Annotated in this window: 18 protein-coding genes; 7 read left to right on the top strand and 11 right to left on the bottom strand. The window is 44.1% G+C overall.

The window, feature by feature from the left end:
* Positions 1-85 precede the first annotated feature (85 nt).
* The 6 genes from J7I42_RS35600 to J7I42_RS15695 all read right to left on the bottom strand — a co-directional run bounded on the left by J7I42_RS35600 (position 86) and on the right by J7I42_RS15695 (position 4,504).
* Entirely contained in the window at positions 86-946 is an 861-nt protein-coding gene (locus J7I42_RS35600) for a pentapeptide repeat-containing protein (protein WP_209139782.1), read from the bottom strand.
* Between the two features lie 69 nt (positions 947-1,015).
* On the bottom strand, positions 1,016-1,768 hold the full coding sequence (locus J7I42_RS15715) for an OmpA/MotB family protein (protein ID WP_209139781.1): 753 nt from the start codon (positions 1,766-1,768) through the stop codon (positions 1,016-1,018).
* A gap of 48 nt (positions 1,769-1,816) precedes the next feature.
* A complete protein-coding gene (locus J7I42_RS15710) occupies positions 1,817-2,365 on the bottom strand; it encodes a hypothetical protein (RefSeq protein WP_209139780.1) in 549 nt (182 codons plus the stop codon).
* Positions 2,362-3,207, bottom strand: coding sequence for a hypothetical protein (locus tag J7I42_RS15705; protein ID WP_209139779.1), 846 nt, complete (start codon positions 3,205-3,207; stop codon positions 2,362-2,364). Before J7I42_RS15705 ends, J7I42_RS15710 begins: the two co-directional genes overlap by 4 nt.
* A 44-nt stretch (positions 3,208-3,251) precedes the next feature.
* Entirely contained in the window at positions 3,252-3,842 is a 591-nt protein-coding gene (locus J7I42_RS15700) for a hypothetical protein (protein ID WP_209139778.1), read from the bottom strand.
* Positions 3,843-3,853: 11 nt separating this feature from the next.
* Positions 3,854-4,504 (bottom strand): DUF4136 domain-containing protein, encoded by a 651-nt coding sequence (locus tag J7I42_RS15695; RefSeq protein ID WP_209139777.1) that lies wholly within the window; start codon positions 4,502-4,504, stop codon positions 3,854-3,856.
* A gap of 154 nt (positions 4,505-4,658) precedes the next feature.
* Here J7I42_RS15695 and J7I42_RS15690 point away from each other — a divergent pair, with 154 nt between their 5' ends.
* Together J7I42_RS15690 and J7I42_RS15685 are read left to right on the top strand one after the other, a co-directional pair.
* Positions 4,659-5,195 (top strand): sigma-70 family RNA polymerase sigma factor, encoded by a 537-nt coding sequence (locus tag J7I42_RS15690; RefSeq protein ID WP_209139776.1) that lies wholly within the window; start codon positions 4,659-4,661, stop codon positions 5,193-5,195.
* Positions 5,196-5,226: 31 nt separating this feature from the next.
* Positions 5,227-6,411, top strand: coding sequence for a BamA/TamA family outer membrane protein (locus J7I42_RS15685; RefSeq protein WP_209139775.1), 1,185 nt, complete (start codon positions 5,227-5,229; stop codon positions 6,409-6,411).
* Positions 6,412-6,540: 129 nt separating this feature from the next.
* Here J7I42_RS15685 and J7I42_RS15680 read toward each other — a convergent pair whose 3' ends face one another.
* The 5 genes from J7I42_RS15680 to J7I42_RS15660 all read right to left on the bottom strand — a co-directional run bounded on the left by J7I42_RS15680 (position 6,541) and on the right by J7I42_RS15660 (position 12,064).
* Complete coding sequence (locus tag J7I42_RS15680; protein WP_209139774.1) at positions 6,541-6,861, bottom strand: helix-turn-helix domain-containing protein; 321 nt, start codon at positions 6,859-6,861, stop codon at positions 6,541-6,543.
* Between the two features lie 361 nt (positions 6,862-7,222).
* Positions 7,223-8,506: an OprO/OprP family phosphate-selective porin gene (locus J7I42_RS15675; protein ID WP_209139773.1), complete on the bottom strand. Its 1,284-nt coding sequence runs from the start codon at positions 8,504-8,506 to the stop codon at positions 7,223-7,225.
* Positions 8,507-9,117: 611 nt separating this feature from the next.
* Positions 9,118-9,792, bottom strand: coding sequence for a hypothetical protein (locus J7I42_RS15670; RefSeq protein WP_209139772.1), 675 nt, complete (start codon positions 9,790-9,792; stop codon positions 9,118-9,120).
* Positions 9,793-9,812: 20 nt separating this feature from the next.
* Positions 9,813-10,940, bottom strand: coding sequence for a hypothetical protein (locus tag J7I42_RS15665; protein WP_209139771.1), 1,128 nt, complete (start codon positions 10,938-10,940; stop codon positions 9,813-9,815).
* 101 nt (positions 10,941-11,041) lie between these two features.
* A complete protein-coding gene (locus J7I42_RS15660; protein WP_209139770.1) occupies positions 11,042-12,064 on the bottom strand; it encodes a DUF481 domain-containing protein in 1,023 nt (340 codons plus the stop codon).
* Between the two features lie 271 nt (positions 12,065-12,335).
* Here J7I42_RS15660 and J7I42_RS15655 point away from each other — a divergent pair, with 271 nt between their 5' ends.
* The 5 genes from J7I42_RS15655 (at position 12,336) to J7I42_RS15635 (ending at position 18,157) form a co-directional block, all read left to right on the top strand.
* The gene (locus J7I42_RS15655) at positions 12,336-13,562 is read left to right on the top strand and encodes a DcaP family trimeric outer membrane transporter (RefSeq protein ID WP_209139769.1); all 1,227 of its coding nucleotides are present in this window, start codon (positions 12,336-12,338) and stop codon (positions 13,560-13,562) included.
* Between the two features lie 33 nt (positions 13,563-13,595).
* Positions 13,596-14,621, top strand: coding sequence for a glutaminase A (gene glsA, locus J7I42_RS15650; RefSeq protein ID WP_209139768.1), 1,026 nt, complete (start codon positions 13,596-13,598; stop codon positions 14,619-14,621).
* A 25-nt stretch (positions 14,622-14,646) separates the two neighbouring features.
* On the top strand, positions 14,647-15,981 hold the full coding sequence (locus J7I42_RS15645; RefSeq protein ID WP_209139767.1) for a hypothetical protein: 1,335 nt from the start codon (positions 14,647-14,649) through the stop codon (positions 15,979-15,981).
* Position 15,982: 1 nt separating this feature from the next.
* Positions 15,983-17,041 carry an amidohydrolase family protein gene (locus J7I42_RS15640; RefSeq protein WP_209139766.1) on the top strand — a complete coding sequence of 353 codons (1,059 nt, stop codon included), beginning with the start codon at positions 15,983-15,985 and terminating at the stop codon, positions 17,039-17,041.
* Positions 17,042-17,326: 285 nt separating this feature from the next.
* Entirely contained in the window at positions 17,327-18,157 is an 831-nt protein-coding gene (locus tag J7I42_RS15635; protein WP_209139765.1) for a hypothetical protein, read from the top strand.
* The last annotated feature ends 72 nt before the right edge of the window (positions 18,158-18,229 follow it).

Below are 18,229 nucleotides of genomic sequence, written 5' to 3'. Positions count from 1 at the left end.
TCCGGTATTTTCCCGTCATCATGCGATGCGGTTTCGGTCACTCCTAGATTCAACGTCTCCTTGCCAGGGAATTCTTCAATTATTTCTAATCGGTAATGATCCTGTTGTCAATAATACAGTTGACCCTTTTTGCATTACCCCAATTGATCGATGAGATATCGGTATTGGAAAAATCGGCGTTCCTGAGTTTTGATTGGGCGAACCGGGTATTGGCCATTTTCGACCGGCGAAAGGATGTGCCATAGCGCCCGGTAATGTACAGGGCTATACCATTTAACAGGAAGAACCCATGTACATTGTTTATGGCCCGTTTGCTGATTATGGCACAAATGAAGGCCAATACAACGGTGCCAATGTCGCCACCAACAGATTTACCGAATATAGTACCAGAGATGGCCACTACAAAGAACAAAATGTTTGATAACACACCAGCCATTGTTCGGGCAATAGTGCCTGCTACAAACAGGACCACTATCAACACCAGCGATAATCCTAAATAGAACATGCCTTTACCCGTACTGAGGCCCGACCAGTAAAGAATGATCCCGGCCAGAAAGGCAAATATTATAATAGGCACCAGCAGAGAGCGAATGGCATGGCCACCGCCTACATACCAGGCGCAAATGATAAAAATTACCGTAACTACGAGGGCTAATATGCCCGCAGTGCGTTCGTGTTCAACTTTTGAATACAACAATGCCTGTATTGTTCTGCCACCAAGCATGGCCAAATACCCTGAGAACAAAGAAATGATCATGGACACCAGGAACATCCAAGCCAGCTTTACGGGGGTAATGCCGGTTTTTATGCCTGTAAAATCAACCCCATTCAGGTTTGCGCCTGAAAAGTTGGCTCCTCGCAGATCACTGTTTGAAAAATTGGAGAACCTGAGATCCTGATCAACAAACGAAGCATTTTGTAAATTTTGGTTACTATAATCCTTCACTGGTTAGTATTTTAAGATCAATTCATTTCAAAACCAGGCTATCAGGTCACCATTTTAGAGTATGTATGTCTACTTGTCTACGCTTTCCCACAGCTTATCGAGGTCGGGGTTGAGGATAATGTCGGTGCGCCGGTTCTTTGACCTGTTTTCTTCGGTATTATTTTCAGCAATAGGGTTGTATTTTCCTTTTCCGGCTGCAGTTATCCGCGTGGGGTTCATATTCCCTTCGTCTTCCAGCACGCGCACTACCCCATTGGCCCTTTCAGTACTGAGCGTCCAGTTGTCCATTCCGTTCTTGAACTTTACATCATCTGTATTTCCCAATACAATTACTTTCAGATTGGGATAACCGTTTAATACGCCAGCCAGGTGGGTGAGTGCATCTTTACCATCTTTTCCCAGCTTGGAACTGCCGCTTTTATACAGGAGTTTATCTTCCATGGCTACATGTACCAGTCCTTTGTCGAAATATACTTCCACTCCTTTGCTTTTAAAATCAGCCAGTGCATCATCTACCTTGTTTTGGATCTGGTGCATGATGTCGGCCTGCTCCTTTAATACTGCATTGGTCATCGCCAGTCTGTCCTGAAAGTGTTTGTTGTCGGCTTTCACCTGAGCCAGTTCATCCGAGCATGATTTTTGACTTGCTGCACAACTGTTCAAGTCATTGTTCAATGAACTCACCTTGCTTTTCAATTGCCGGTTCTGTTCTGTAAGTTCTGCGTTCTGCCCTTGTGCCACCTCCAGCTTTTTACCAGTGCCACAAGCACCCAGATACAAACCCGCCAATAACAATGGTGCCATCAATACTCTCTTTGTCATATGATTTCATTTTTATGCTTGAATAAATTGTACTTGTATTACAGATGATTATTTTACTTTTACCAATTCGCCTTCCCCGTTATAGATCACTTTCTTTTTTTCTTTCCCATTGCTGGCCACAAACTCATAATAATCCTTGCTGCTTGAGTAGTTGGTGTTTTTGTAATAGGTTTTTGATTCTAATTTATACCCGGGATATTTATCTTTCAGGTGTGTTAATGATTCTTTGATTGGTTCCGGGATATTTTTTACTTCTTCCTTGTATTTCGACATTACGAGTGTGCCATCGGGTTTGTACAAACCGTAATACTGGAAATCCTGGTTTTTGAATTTGAGGGTATAATACTCGATATCCTCTCCACCTTCGAGGTTGTCTTCCACATTTATTGCCCATCCTTTTGCAGCAGCGTCTTTAGGGATCTTGTAATAGGTAACAGCTTTTGCATTGGGGAATCTGGCTTCCAGTGAATCGATGATCTGTTTGGGGGTGAGCTCTTTGGATATTTTGTTTGTACCTGTTATAACCAGGTCTTCGTCCTGTGCACTGGAAAATTGATAAACCAGCGCCAGGAGAATGAATAATGCATATTTCTTCATACTATTTGGTTTTTTATGTTAATACCTGAATAATTGCTTGCCTGGTTGGTAATAACCTGGCAAATACCATCCTGAACTTCAAAAAGATTGGAGCCGGTGAGGGTGCAGTCAAAAACCCTTGACCATATTTGCCGGTAGTACCGGCAATCGATGATCTGGATGTTTACCCTGCTCTTTTGTTGCTGGTACTGGGCCCCTACACTGATAATATGGTTAAACCGCAATGTTGTGCTTAACTCTTTGAGGTCGCTATAATTACCGGCCATACTTTTTACCACCTGATAACTGATCACGGAGATCGGTTTTATCTGTGTTAGCGCAGAGCTGATCTGCAGGCACAGGTCGTCGAGGAAGGTGCGGGTGGCTTCGTTTGCTGAATTATAATTGAAAGGAAGAATGGCAAAGATCAGTGGTTCGGTTTCGGCCTGCGTTTTGTTTACCTCGTAAGATTTGTTAAGCAGGCTTTCTTCGAGCCACTGTTGACGGTCCATAAAAACGGGCACATATTTCCCTTTCGGGATGCCAATGATAATTTCATCATCAGCTCCCGGAGCATTATAATAATGGTATAAAGCCCGCCGCAGCCTGCCTGCATGGATGCGCACAATGCAGTTCTTTTGCGGATTGAAATTGACAGGCTTCTGTAATACTTTCAATGCTATTGTATATTCTTTCAGGCAATTGGCATTGCCTGTGAGGGTTTCCCGCACTACAAAAGACAGGAATCTTTTTAAGATCTCGGAACTGCTGAAATCAGGATGCAGGAAGATCCGTTCCAGTTGTTGTTCAACGGCCCGGCCGTTTATCCAGGCAGGCGCGGCGGTTGGAATCGGGAAGTTCATGGTTTGGTTAATTTTAATGAATAAATAAAAACCCAAATGAACTTTTACAAACTCGAGAAAACAAAACCTACGTTGATCGATAAAAACGATTGACCATCGAGGTCGTCGGTATTGAAGGCTCCATAATATTTTGCACCCAACATAGCTTTCAGACCGGGTTCAATGGAAAATAGCACTCCCACCTCGGGCCGAACGCAAAACTGCCAGGCTTCATTGGTGATGCGGTATAAGCCAAAATCGGTTGACCGGCTTGCAAACAAGGTGCCTACGCCCAGCCCCACATACGGATTGGCCTTCTTTTTTTCCTCTGTTGGGTACCATTTTGATTCTACCAGTATGGGCACCGCATTCGTGTACCTGTATTGCGTGCCGGTAATGGTTGTTGTACCCTGTTTGTAAGGTTCTTTGTTTTTCTTTTCATAGAATACATTCCAGCCGGTTTCCAGCCCAACAGCAACGCCGGGCTTGGCATGGCCCAAAAACTCCATGCTGATGCCGCGGAAGCTTGTTTTGCTTGAATAATCATGCAGGTCGCCCAGGGGCAAGCCCATGGGATACGACAAAATAAACGAACTCTGGCTATAGAGAGTAACGCCACACAACAGGATGAACGCTGATAATAGTATATGTTTCATATAAAATATTTCTAGTGTTTTAAGTATGGTGATTGTGTATAAGCCTGGTCTATATTTACCTGCGTACGAGCGGCAATGTTAGCCGTCCCTCCTTCTGCCAGCCCATTTAAAATGCAAACCCATTTTACCGGTGCATTATCGGATCCCCATGGTTTGCTTGTGTTATCTATCATTTGCATTAATATAGATCCTGAGCGGTACCCGGTAATATATGGAGGATAATAGCCGGGATAATACCAGCCCCAGCCCGGGTTGTAACCAGGGTAGTACCAGCCATAATACCACCAATCGTAATAATAATAGATATTGGTAGTGGTCATTGATGAAACCAGGATGGTGACATCGGGATTCCCCCTTTTGTCTACTAGCGTCCATCCATAGTTGCTCATATTTAATTTTACCTGGTCAAGGATCACCTTGGCCGATGAGGATGGTAAGAACGACGGTTTGCCATCACCATCCGGATCGGAAATGACATCTCCGGTGATCTTTACAACGCTGTCGGGAATGGAATAGGTTTTCAATGCAGTAAAATTGAAATCACTGGCATAGTTCGTATATACGAGATCCAGTTCGTCTGTGTATTCCGCTCCCTTCGGGTAACAGCCCCATAGCAAGGGCAACAGACACGCAAATAGCAGATAGCGTAAACTCGTTGTCATAAAGTTTTTTTTGGTGTTTATTTTTAATTTTAAGACACCTCAGAAAAGCAAAATGGTGCAAAAAGAACCAAACACTATGCACAGATTTATAAAACCGGTCATCGTTAAAGCTTTGTGCGTAGGTAACCCTTCCCATTATTTTTAATTTAGTGTTATGATGATACATGATTTCAACGATGATGCAGTTTTTTCGGTGTTATACAAAAAATATTGGGATGTGTTGTTGTGTTTTGCCAAAAAGTATATCAACGACCGGCAAACCTGCAAGGAAGTTGTACAGGAGCTGTTCATAACGTTGCATGTAAAAAGAGATCAGATAACGATCAATGTATCATTATCGTCTTACTTATATCGGTCATTAAGAAACAAGATCATTAATCATCTTCGTAACGAGTCAGTATATAAAAGACATGTGGCAGTAGCCGGTAAAGCATATAGTATAATTTCAGTTGGTAATGATGCCGAGCAATTGATGGATATGGTTGACCTGCAACGCCAGATCTGTTACTGCTTAAGTAAAATGCCAATCAAGTACCGGGAAGTGTATGTTTTGGCCATGCAAAAAGACAATACCGTTAAAGTGACTGCCGAGATCCTTCAACGTTCTGTTCCAACTGTAGAGCGCCAGTTAAGAGTTGCCACTCGCCTGATGCAGGAGTATCTTAATAAATATAAAGTACATCTGCAATAATCTGTTTAAATACGATCATCTATCCCTTTGTATGAAAATGATAAATACATGGCAGCCCTCATTGCTGAAATGTTGCTTTTGCATATTGCTATTCCTTCAGGGATGGCAAACGGCGTTTTCCCAACCTGCGAAATATAAGATCTCATTAAAAGATTCATTGGATAAAGCCCTTGACCTTAGCGATTGGATCATACAGGCCAATGGTTTTGTGCCTATACCCTTTATTATTACCGAGCCGGCGCTGGGAGGTTTTGGCGGCGCCTTAATACCGGTATTCATAAAAAAGAATCCACCTTACTACGATTCGGTAAATGGAAAACTTAAGATAACGCCTGTGGCACCCAATATCACGGGTGGTATGGGTGTTTATACATTAAATGACACCTGGATGGTAGGTGGTTTCAGATCGGGCACCCTGGTAAAGCAACGCATTAAATACACAATAGGCGCCGCATATGCTGATGTAAATATGTCGTTCTATAAAACCTTTGAGCACATTGGTGAAAAGGAAATGGCGTTTAATATAAAAATATTACCGGTATTGTTACAGGGCTCAAAAAGATTATTTAAGTCAAACTGGTATGCGGGGTTTAAATACCTGTTCTTAAAGGCCGACACGCGGTATGTAGGTGATACTTCCATGGTGAACCTGGTGAAGTCATTGGAAATGACAAAGATCATCAGTCAGCTGGGGATATTAATAGAATTGGATAATCGTGATAATATCTTCACTCCTTTTAAAGGGATGAAAGTACATGCCGATGTAAGCAGGGCCGATAATGTGCTGGGCAGTGATTATGAATTCTGGCGGATAAACTATTATATGTATGCCTATAGAATGATCATTCCCAGTATAACGGCTGGTTTTCGTTTGGATGGGCAGCAGGCGTTTGGCGACCCACCTTTTTATATGTTGCCCTACATTGATATGCGCGGTATTCCGGTATACCGGTATCAGGGCAATGCCGATGTTTTATCGGAGTTGGAACTTCGCTGGGATTTTACCCGCCGGTGGAGTGCGATGTTGTTTGGCGGCGCCGGTAAAGCATTTGATGAGTGGAGTGAATTTGGCAATACAAACTGGGTAACCAGCTATGGCACTGGTTTCAGGTATTTATTGGCGCGTAAGTTCAAGCTTAGGGTTGGTATCGATGTGGCGCATGGGCCCGATACCTGGGCGTACTACATTGTGTTTGGCAGCAACTGGTCGAAATAAATCCGCCTTCGCTCTTTGACCGCCATAGCCAAAGGCGACGGCGGTAAAGCTATGGCGGATAAAACAAGAGAAGTGGCCGTGGGGCCACCCCTCTTTCACCCATACTGATAGCACAGAATTGACAGCCTTTTAAGGCTTTATTCCCAAACGTACACTTTTAGTATACCGGGAAGGTGTTAGCCCTGTAAATTTTTTGAAAGCGCTGGTTAAAGTATTCCGGTTTTGGAAACCACAGATCAATGCCAGGCCCTTCATGTTCAAATCGTTTGCCAGACCTTCCTGTATAAGATTCTCACAATATAGGATCCGGAACTGATTCAAATAATCAGTAAACCGAAGTCGTTTTTCCTGGTTTAAAAAGGCCGACAACAGATAAGCCTGTACCTGTATGTCGTCTGCCAGGCTTTTTATGGTATACCGGTATCTGAGGTACGGTTTTTCTGAACTCATAAATTGTTTCAAACGTTCGGAAATGTCACTGACCTTTTCAGGACTTAAAACTTGTGCGTTAAAACTCGAAGTGGTCTTTTCAGTCCCTGGTGCGAAGGTTAGGTTTTGGTGTCGCATACTAGTAAGATTTAATGTGATTGGTTACGTTACGCTCGTGTAAAGCATGTAGCAGAAAACTAGAACTAAGCTTTCTTGTGGGAATACGAAAAAATGTTAGCGGGAATACGAAGTAAAAAGTATGCTGGTGTTTGTACTACAATTTACCACCTATCGCCAACACAGCCTAATTTTCTTAGGGTAGATTTGTAACTTTGAGCACAATATTTTTTTTTTGTGCATGATTGACATTTCTCAATTTTTATTACAGCATGGTGAATTGTAACCGGCTTTGAAAGAATTGTACTGGTCCCTTTATATTAAATCGATCAAGCACACCATAACCATATACAAATTCCATTCTTATAACTTTTGAAACATACCAGTTAACCATAGGCGTAATACGCCAAAATTTACCACCGGCAATAGATCTGTCGGTAAGATCGAGCCAGGAGAAATGCACCACGGCCTCCCACTCGCCCCAACCGCCTTTGAAAATAGACTTTCTTACAGGTACAAAGCCATAAATGCTTCCATTGGTATTGTAAGGGCGAACAGCGCCTGTGAAAAGCCAGGTAACTACCACATTGCCTCCATAGAACTGGTGGTTTTCGGCATTGTCAGCATAAAAATTATGCATCATAACCTCCGATCCTATCATAAAACTTTTTTTGCTGTAATAGACCTCTGCGCCAAGATGGCTGGAATGATTGGCAGTAAATGCACCCGTGTTTATTATTTGTGGTGTGGGGTTTGACTCAGGTCTTGACTTCAGGGTGATCTTGTTATCGACCGGTTTGCCATAACGCAGGTTTACGCCTACATGGAGTACTTCGTCCTTCTTTTTATTATAAATAGGTAACCAGCCAACCCGGGCATCATATTGCCAGGCATACGTAGAGAATCCCTGGCCTTTTGAGATGACATCATTATAAGCCCCCAGATTCCACCATACTCTTGATTTTGGGAGGTAGGCGAAGTATTTTATTCCATCGGCCAGAATAGGAATTACGTCCAATGCCATTTGCCGTTCCATGGTCCAGGGTGAATGCCCGTTCATTACCTTCACCATTGAATAGCCCTCTTTTGTTCTGCCGATAAAAATGTGTCCGGCCAACTCAGGTACCCCTATGGTAAGCCCTGATTCCCTGATGAGCCATTTTTCATTATCGCCATCCCACATATAGGCAAACTTAAATGCCAGGTATCGTTTGGTTTTAAACACACCGCTGCCCAAAACCCTAAAGTCCCTTAGTTTGAAAGCAGGTAGCAGATTAAGGCCAAGGCTGTCCATTTGTTGTTTGAATTTGTCGCTTTCGCTATACGCTACAAAATCATGAATATAACCGAGGCCAATCTTAAAAGTTGCTATAGGTCCGTCAAATTCATTGGGTTTCATATTTTTCCCGGTATCCGCCGGGTTGAATGTCATCCCATCCGTACCATTAGGAAGGAGCTTGGTTGTATCCTGCGACCAGGTAAAAAATGGGAGGATGCATAATAAACCTATTAGCATCCTCCCTGCTGCGCTTCCCATGTTAATATTCATAAATTATCTTTTGCAAATTCTGTTTCACCAGTTATAGTTCCACCTGTTGCCAGTATTGCTACATTGGTCCTGGCAAAACAAACAATGCGGTAACAGTTGTCAAATGTTCTTTTCATTGCAAGGTTGGTTTTTTAAGGTCACTGTGTTCCCAGCCGCTTATTAAAGATAGCGATGGCTTATCGGTTATTACCGTGTTTTCACCTATTCACTGTTAAATAGCACTTGCTTTACAGTTAAAGTCCCGATGTAGACACAACGGGGCTTCTGGTTATGGTATCGACTAGCAGCTGTGCGATCGTTGTTCGTATGATAATGTTATCTTCTCCGGCCGCCGAAGCCGTAGCCGCCTGATGGCCGGCTCATAGACCGGTTACCGGATCGCCGGTGTCTTTAACTGCTACGGAAACGGATGATGGTACCCGTAAGGTGTCATTGGTGAAGGTTTCGGGTTGGGGCTGGTATATTTTTATGATATCCCCTCTTGCAGACGTAATGGATCCGGGCCATTTCGATTAGGCTATGCTGTCATGTAGATCAATGACCAGTATGGTCAGTAATGATCCGGTTATGTAAGACAGCAACCAGTGCATGTTATCAAAATGCTCAAGGAATTATGGATGGCGTGTTGGTTTAGGGTCAGGGTGGCCAAACCGGACAAATACACCGCCACCTAAGACGAATTGTGTCATACTGCTATAGGTGGAAACTCCCACGCCCGCGCCGCCAGTTCCAAAATACAGGCCGCCACCGGCTGCCTGGGTGGCGCTTTGTATTTGCGCGTGAAACCTGAAACCAATGCGTTCACTTACCAATACATTGGTGCCCAGCCGAAACCCCCAGGCAAATTTGGTGGCGCTTTGCTTATTTCCATTATCCGGGTTTTTGGCATCTATGATGGCCACCCCGAGCATCAGGCCTGCAAATGGCTCCAGGCTTCTTTTTTCAGTGAGGTAACGATTTGCCCCGGCCATGATCCAGTTAATGCCCAGGTCAACATCGCCACCTTTGTCGCCAACTGATGCCAGGTCGTAATAGTGAACAACGGCTTTGGTATCGTGCCGCTGATACAGTAATTCGAGGCCATATTCATCGTGCACTTTGAATTCCAACCCAACGCCCCACATGCCGCCGTCCTCAATGGTGCCATTAAAATAATTGGTAGAGCTGCTGTAGGATTCTACCTGATCCTGAAACACATAATTGCCATATCCATATATTCTTGTCTCTTGTGAATAGACCGCTGCTGCAAGCAGATTGACAACAATCAAAAGTGTGTATTTTCTCATAACTAAATTTTATGTGGTTATTAAAAGCCAAACCTGTATTGCAAACCGGCAATTAACTGTTTACGGCTGCTGAGAAAACCGTATTCTACCCGCGCCATAAAATGTTTGTTAAGCTGGTATTGCGCTCCAATGAGGAAATTCCATTTATCTTTTGGGCGTTTATCAAGGGAATATTGCACGGTGGAGTTTCCCAGGGTGCTGGCCGCCTGTGAAGCGCCATCGAGCAGCTGGCCTGCTTTTTCCAGCGCTGTATTGGCCGTATTATATTTGGCTTTATTCACCGGGTTTTGCTGGTCGCGGTCAGAAAGACCGTTCCACCACGCATCTACCTGTTGCTGGCTATTGGCTACTTTCATATAACCACTGTCTATTCTTTTGTTCCATTCATTAACGGGGAACAGGTCGGAAAGCGGTAAGGAACCGTTCGTACCGCTGTTCATATGCACGCGGAATCCACCTGTCCAGATAGCCAGGCTTTGCTCTCCTTTGAATTTGAAATTCTTTCCAATCCTTGGGCCCAGGATAAAGATGTAGGCGGGTTTGTCCAGTTGTTCAATATCCGACCAGGAGAAATTCATATCGAGTGCCAAAAAAAAGCCGCCTATTCCAAATGTTGGGGTGAGCCCAAACCCTATAGTGGTAGCATCAAAATCGGCTTTTGTATTGATGTCGGCTATTTTCTTCCAACTGCTGCTGCTATCAGGTATCCAGAGCCCGCATTTCACTGCAGTGGAGTTATTCGATCTGGCCAGAATGCCGTATACATTCAAAAAGGGAAAGAGCCAGAAATCAGGTCGCACGTTCACACCATTGGTAGTGGCGGTAGCCTCGTCGAACCGGATAAGGTCATCGCAGTTGCGCTTGGGGCCATTGTTGAAACCCACCTGTAAATTATTGATGATGATGTCCGATTGCTGCCAAACGTACTGGGCGCTGAAACCCATTGGGAAAGGAAGATCGAACCCTTTACTGATCACCTTTTGTCCCCAGATCGGCAACAGGTAGGGATACGTTGAATGCTTCAGACTGTCTGCCAGCGATACATACTTCTGCTTCTGCCCTACTATCTTGTCGGCAGTATATTGCGCAACTGTCTCCCTGCACAGGAGAAAGAGGAATACAGTCAATAAAAAACAGGTAATACGCATATTGCATAATTATCTTGCCTGAGCAATGACGGCTAAATTACCGCGGGATTATGCAACAACCGGTAATGTAACCGTTCAGTTTAACCGTAAAACGGTCGCTATTAAAAAATATAAGAGATGCCCAGGACGGTACCGAAATCGAATTTGCGGCTTTCTTCGGAGGGTGGCTCGCTATCGAAATTTGAATAAAAAGAGAGGGTGAGGTTTAGATCTTTTATGATCTTATAGCTGAAAGTAGTGGAGGCATCGTTACGAACGCGGTCTTTTTGCGAAAGGCTGTAATAGAAAGCTTCCACCACGCTAAAACTTATCTCAGGTTTGGTGAATTTAAAAAAATTAAATTCCAGTTGCCCGAATATTTCAAACAGGGTACCTGTATTCGTATTTTCCGTATTCTTTTCCTGGTTCGCTACCATGCCGATTCTTGTCCACGCATATATGTTTTTGTTAGTAAGGAATTTGTTGCCGCCGCCAATCCCCTCCTGAAACCGCCTGGTAAGACCGAGTTCGAGGTTTCGCTGGTACTTTAACAACAGGGTGCCAAACCAGGTGGTGTTGAAATAATAATTGTATTTTATGTTTACATCTTCCCGATCGCGACTGAATGTGGAATCGGTAAGCGTATAAATGCCGGAAGCAGACAAGGTTAGTTCTACTTTTTTTGCGTTATAATTAATTTTCCCATCATAATTTATTCTGCCCAATCCGCTGGAACGGGTGAAGTCCAATCCTGCAGTAGCCGATCCGGAAAAACGTTGAAAAAATGAGTTTCTTGCGGGATAAAGAACAGAGATGTTTTCAATGAAATGGGTGGTGGTATCAATTTCTGACATGAAATTAGCATACCCATTCCTGTCACTTGCAGTAATTTTTCCGAAATATACTATATGTGAAGTGCTTTCTATCCGGTATGGCCTGTACCGGGCCGCCATAGTGCGCAGCTTTTTTAATTGTACCGTAATATCATTGGCGTCATCAGGATCGAAGGTGATAACGCCCAGTTTTATTTTTTTGATCTTTCCAATGACCATGGTGCCGTTCTTAAAGTATATGGTATCCCTGGGTGATTGTGCAGTAATTTGCAACGCTGCCAATGTTAACAAAAGCAACAGAACGTATCTCATATACACACAATGTGATCAATGAATGTAATCAATTAAAAAGGCAAGTGTTCATTTTACGGTTAAACACGTACGAAATGGAGAATCCTATTTAAAACCGTATAACTTTAATATACTAAAGCGCATGTCTGATCCGGATCAGCATTTCTGCAGCATACGCTGGTTGCGTATAAGGGTATTCATTTAACTCACTCCGATACCTTCCTGAAAAAACACCTGCTCCCTCCCTGCCAGGGGATACGGAACATAACCTTAATGTTTAAAATAATTGTTTATGAAGCATTCCTTGTTATTGGTTTCCATTCTACTTTCCTGTTCTTTGTTCTGTATGGCGCAGCAGTCTGAAAAATTAATTGATACCACCAAAATGAAGGCGCTGGAAATTTACGGGTTTGTGATGACCGATGTTGGTTACAACTTTGACCAGATAAACCCCAATTGGTTCGATGCGATGCGCATTACCAAACTTCCCTCTTATAAAGACCAGTTTGCTCCTGATGGAAAAGTTTTTTTTGGTATCCGTCAAAGCCGGTTCGGCGTCAAAGGTTATACTTCAACCCCAATTGGAGAGCTTAAAACGGTGTTCGAGTTCGATCTGTTCGGTACAGGGGTTGATGAAGGTCAGACCACCATGCGGTTACGGCATATCTATGCGGAATTGGGCCGGATTGCCATAGGGCAAACCAATTCACCGTTTATGGATGGCGATGTTTGGCCAAATACCATTGAATACTGGGGGCCATCGGGGATGGTGTTCTTCCGGAATATCCAGCTTCGCTATGCGATCATGCAAGGCAAGAATGAATTATTCGTTGCCCTGGAAAGACCCGGCGCCAGTGCCGACCAGGGCTCCTACGATGACCGGATAGAGCTGGATAGTGTTCGCGGTCGCCTGAAGCTACCCGATTTCTCAGCACACTATAAAAGAAGCGGCGACTGGGGACATATACAAATAGCCGGTATGTTGCGGGACTTAAGATGGGAAGACACACATACAACAGGTGGTTATGATGTTAGCGGCAGTGTGGTTGGCTGGGGGGGGCACTTTAGTACCGTTCTTAATCTTGGTGCGAGCAATGTGTTCAGAGGGTCCTTTGTATATGGCCATGGCATACAAAACTACATGCAGGATGCGCCGGTTGATGTAGGCGTGAAGGTACAACCCGGTAATACGGCAGAGCCATTTACCGGCGAAGCATTGCCTATTTACGGTATACATGCTTTTCTTGACCATAACTGGAATTCAAAACTCAGCACATCAATTGGGTACTCAAGTGTACATATCGAAAATACAGATGCGGCTGCTCCCAGCGCGTATAGGATGGGACAATATGCCATTGTGAACTTTGTGTCTGTTCCCTTCCCTAATGCCCTGGCGGCTATTGAATTTCAATGGGGACGCCGTTCCAATTTTACCGATGATTTTCACTCCGATATTTTCAAGATACACTTAGGATTCAAATATAATTTCTCCCAGATCTTTTACAGAAACAGAGAATAATACCTTCTATCAATCAGCATTAAATGAGCAGTTATGAAGCAGATATGTTTTAGGAGACAGACAGCTATGGCTGTTATGTTTGCTGCATTTTGCAGTACAACCTGTTTGGGACAGTTAACCGTTGCGCCTGCAGATATTCAAAAGGCATTAGACGAGGCTTACGATAAATTCAAAGATCTTAAAGAAGGCAAAAATGCTGATTATATAAAAGAGCTGGCCAATGTAGATCCCAACATCTTCGGCATTGCGTTGGTGACTACCGATGGAAAAGTATATACCAAAGGTGATATCACATCCATGGTGTCTATTCAAAGTGTGTCGAAAGTATTTACCATGGCAAAAGTGATAGAAGAACAGGGGGCGCAGGCCGTGCAGGACAAGATCGGCGTAGATGCTACCGGTATGCGATTCAATAGCATCGTTGCAGTTGAATTACAAAAAGGAAAAGAGATCAACCCACTGGTGAATCCCGGTGCTATTGCCGCTTCCAGTTTAATAAACGGGACCGACTCAGCCGCCAAATGGAAAAGTATACTACAGGTACAAAGCGATTTTGCGGGCCGGCCACTTTCATTGAACTGGCCGGTGTATGTAAGTGAAGCCGGTGATAATTTACGCAACCAGGCCATTGCCCACCTGCTAAAGGCTTATGGCCGCATGTATTTTGATCCCGTGCAATCGACAGACATCTATACAAAACAATGCGCCATAAATGTAAATGCCAAAGACCTGGCCACTATGGCTGTTACGCTTGCAAATGGAGGCGTAAACCCGGTAACAAAGAAAAAGGTGGTTTCGCCAGAAACGGTGATGCATACGCTGTCGGTAATGGCCACTGCCGGTTTGTATGATGATTCGGGGATCTGGTTCTATCATTCCGGCCTGCCTGCCAAAAGCGGTGTAGGCGGTGGTTTGCTGGCGGTGTGCCCGGGCAAATTCGGAATTGCCGTGGTTTCTCCCCCACTTGATGCCGCAGGCAACAGTGTAAAAGCACAAAAAGTGATCAGTTATGTAGTAGAAAAGCTGCATGCGAACCCTTACCTGGTTCAACCTAAATAAGCAACATATTTTACCCGGAATTCTTATGATACACTATTTACATAGAGCAAGGCTATGCCTGGCGCTGGTAGTAACACTTTGTGGTACCACCAGCGTATTGGCGCAACTGAACCCTGAGGTATTCCAGAAAGATACAGCGAAGGTAGATCTGGTAGAAAGTTACCCGAACATGGTGGCCGGTGAATTAACGCCTGGCAAAGGGTTCAGCATCGTAAAAACAAAAGTGGCCAGTTTGAATATCGGTTTATATTCAATAGTTCGCTACCTCAACCAACTGCCTGGTGAACATGAACAGACCTGGCAGGACCATTTAGGAAGAGATAGAGCACTCACCGGGCGCAACGATTTTTACTGGCATCGTGTTATGATCTGGTTCACGGGTTTTGTTATGACGCCAAAGCTAACGTATACGGCTACCGTATGGACCATTATGACCACCCAGCAGACCCTGGTATACGGTAATCTGCAATACAAGTTCAATAAATACTTTATTCTGGGTGCAGGTATTATGCCCAATATCTCCATCCGCTCCATGCAGGGGCCATTCCCCTTTTATTTATCAACCGATCGTACCATGGGTGAAGAAAGTCTGCGGGCGGGTTTTACCAATGGGTTCTTTGTGAAAGGTGAAGTATTACCCAGGTTAAACTATATTTTGATGCTGGGTGATAACCTGAGCATCCTGGGCATAGCAGCGGCTAAATTAACCCGCACCATGTCAAAGGGCGTGGGTTTGATGTGGATGCCTACTACGGGCGAATATGGGGCCCGGGGTGGACTGGTTGATTTTGAGCATCACGACAAAGTGGCCACCCGGTTTGGCGTTAACTATACCCATTGCCGCGATAACCGGTTTAATAATACCGGCCAGCCTTCACCCGATAATACCCAGGTACGCATGACCGATGGCGTGCTGTTCTTTGAGACCGGCGCCCTGGCCGATGGCGTTACGGTGAATGAAGCTAATTATGATATGATCGCTACTGACCTGGGCGTAAAGTATAAAGGGTTTAATGCACAGGTGGAGTTGTATTACCGCTCGCTTACCAAGTTTGATGCCGATGGGCCGCTGCCTGTTAGTTCATTACGGGATAAAGGATACAGCGTGCAATTGTCGCAAATGGTAATACCAAAAAAATTATGCGTTTACGGCATCCACTCTTTGTTCTTTGATGCCTTTAAACGGCATCCCTGGGAAGCCGGCGGCGGCGTTAATTTTTATCCCATGAAGTCGAGAAGCTGGCGGTTAAATGCCCAGGCTCATTATGTTTATAAAAGCTCGGCTGGCGGCACCTTTGGATTATATGCGGGTGGACAGACCGGCGCTACTATCACCATCGGAACCGATATCTTATTGTAATATGATGAAACAAATATGTGCGCTTATGTTACTGGTGCCTTTGGCAACCAGGGCGCAAACTCAAACCACAGACACTTCCCTGTTTTACGATTCGCATTTTCATTTAACGAACTATGTGCAGGAAGGAATAACCGTTCAACAATTCATACAGGTGATGAAAGGAAAGGTGGGCCGCTCTACCCTGTTTGGTATCCCCTTGCAGCAGGAGTGGTCTTATGGCAATACCGGGGATTTTGCTCCTACTTATTACCTGGCAAGTGATGCTCCTTTGTACTATTATTCTTTTACTGATGCGTACATTGCCATGGCGTACCGCAGTCTTTCAAAAGATGATCAAAAACTGTTTGATCCCATGATCACCGGGTTTAACCCGGCCGATATGTATGCTGCAGATCATATAAAAAGGGTACTAAAGGTATTTCCAGGCGTTTTTTCAGGCATCGGGGAATTTACCATACATAAAGAATTTGTATCATCCAAAGTGGCCGGGGAGGTGGCTTCGTTGACCAACCCCGCCCTCGACCGCATCCTGGATTTCGCCGGCGAAGCGGGTTTGGTGGTACTACTACACAACGATATTAATATGCCCTATCCAAAACCTGGCCAGGAGCCTTATTTGTTGAAGCAGATCGCGAGCCTTTTCCGCCGCCACCCAAAAACCACTATTATCTGGGCCCATTGCGGATTAGGCCGGGTGGTACAACCTGTAAAGGACCAGCTTAAGATGCTCGATGTAGTGTTGAGCGACCCGGCATTGAAACATGTGCATATTGATATTTCCTGGGATGAAGTCGCCAAATACATTGTTTCCTCCCCAGAAACCATTAGTGCTACTGCCGCCGTGATCAACAAATATCCCGATCGTTTTTTGATGGGCACAGATGAAGTGGCGCCAGCCACCCAGGAGAAGTATTTAAAAGTGTATTATATGTATGAGCCATTGCTAAAGCAACTAACGGCCGAAGCAAAGAAAAAACTGTTGAAGGATAACTATGCCCGGCTTTTTGATAACGCCCGTCAAGAAGTGCGGAAATGGGAAGCCGCGCATGTGGGAAATTAGAAAAAATAGCATATACTTGCATAAGTGCTTGTATTAATACAATTAAACCCCCATAGATAATTCGCTCAAGATTTGCCGGTTCAATTTTCTATTTAACTTTTTTATATCCTATTTGCCCCCCTGTGATCTTGTATCAGCACTCTCCTCCCTCCCTTGTGAGAACAAAGGGCTTTGACTGTCTATTTATCGCTGTTTTATTAATCCAAACAAGTATAAACCATTGTTTGCCTGTGTGACCTTTTTTTAGTGTCTATACATATTTATTGATTTTAAAAAACCTGGACTATGAATTTCCCGACTCCGTTTGTAGCGACGAAACTGTTTAGCTACGACTCCATTGCCGACCAATTGGATAGAATCTTCCTGCATCCTGATTTCAGTAAGTCAGAGATCCTGAAAAAATTTCTAACCTATATTGTACATGAAACACTTGTTGGTAGTGCGCATTGTATAAAAGAATATACTATTGCGCTACATGTGCTCGAAAAACCAACCAGTTTTAACCCGCAGAAAGATTGTATTGTACGTATTCATGCGGGCAGGCTCAGGCAGGCTTTGACCCATTATTATACCGGAATTGGTATAAACGACCAGATCATAATTGGGATCCCCAAAGGAAAGTATGTGCCTGTTTTTATGGACAAACAACAGTGGATGGACGAAAGGAGATTGCTGAAATTAGCAAAAGAAAAAGGGGCGATCGCTCCTGAACCTGATCCTCTTGTATTTGCCATTATGCCGTTGATCTGTACCTCTGATGGAAAACTGATCAAAGCTTTTAATGACAGCCTGTGTTTGCAAATGTGCACTACGCTGTCGCAATTGAATGAAGTATCAGTGATCGCTTACCAGGCCATAAAGAATCTCGCCACCAAATACCTTGACCTTAAAGAACTGGGCACGATGGTTGGCTTCAACCACATCATCACCGGCGGAACCCAATATGTGAAGAACAAGATCCGTATCAACATCCAGATCATAGACAGCCGGAATTACAAACAAATATGGTCAAGGATCTTTGAATCAAGGGTAACGCCAACCAATCTTTTTGATATCCAGGATGAGATCTGTCAGCAAACCATTATTCAGGCGCAATACCTGGTAACCGAAAGCTAGATTATCCGACACAGTTATACGATTTCTATTTTACAGGCATGTTAAATAACCTACACTATACCGTTAAACGGC

This window comes from Niastella soli, from assembly GCF_017742245.1.
GTDB lineage: Bacteria > Bacteroidota > Bacteroidia > Chitinophagales > Chitinophagaceae > Niastella > Niastella soli.
Note: the sequence above shows the minus strand (reverse complement) of the source record. Positions and strands in the feature narration are given on the sequence as shown.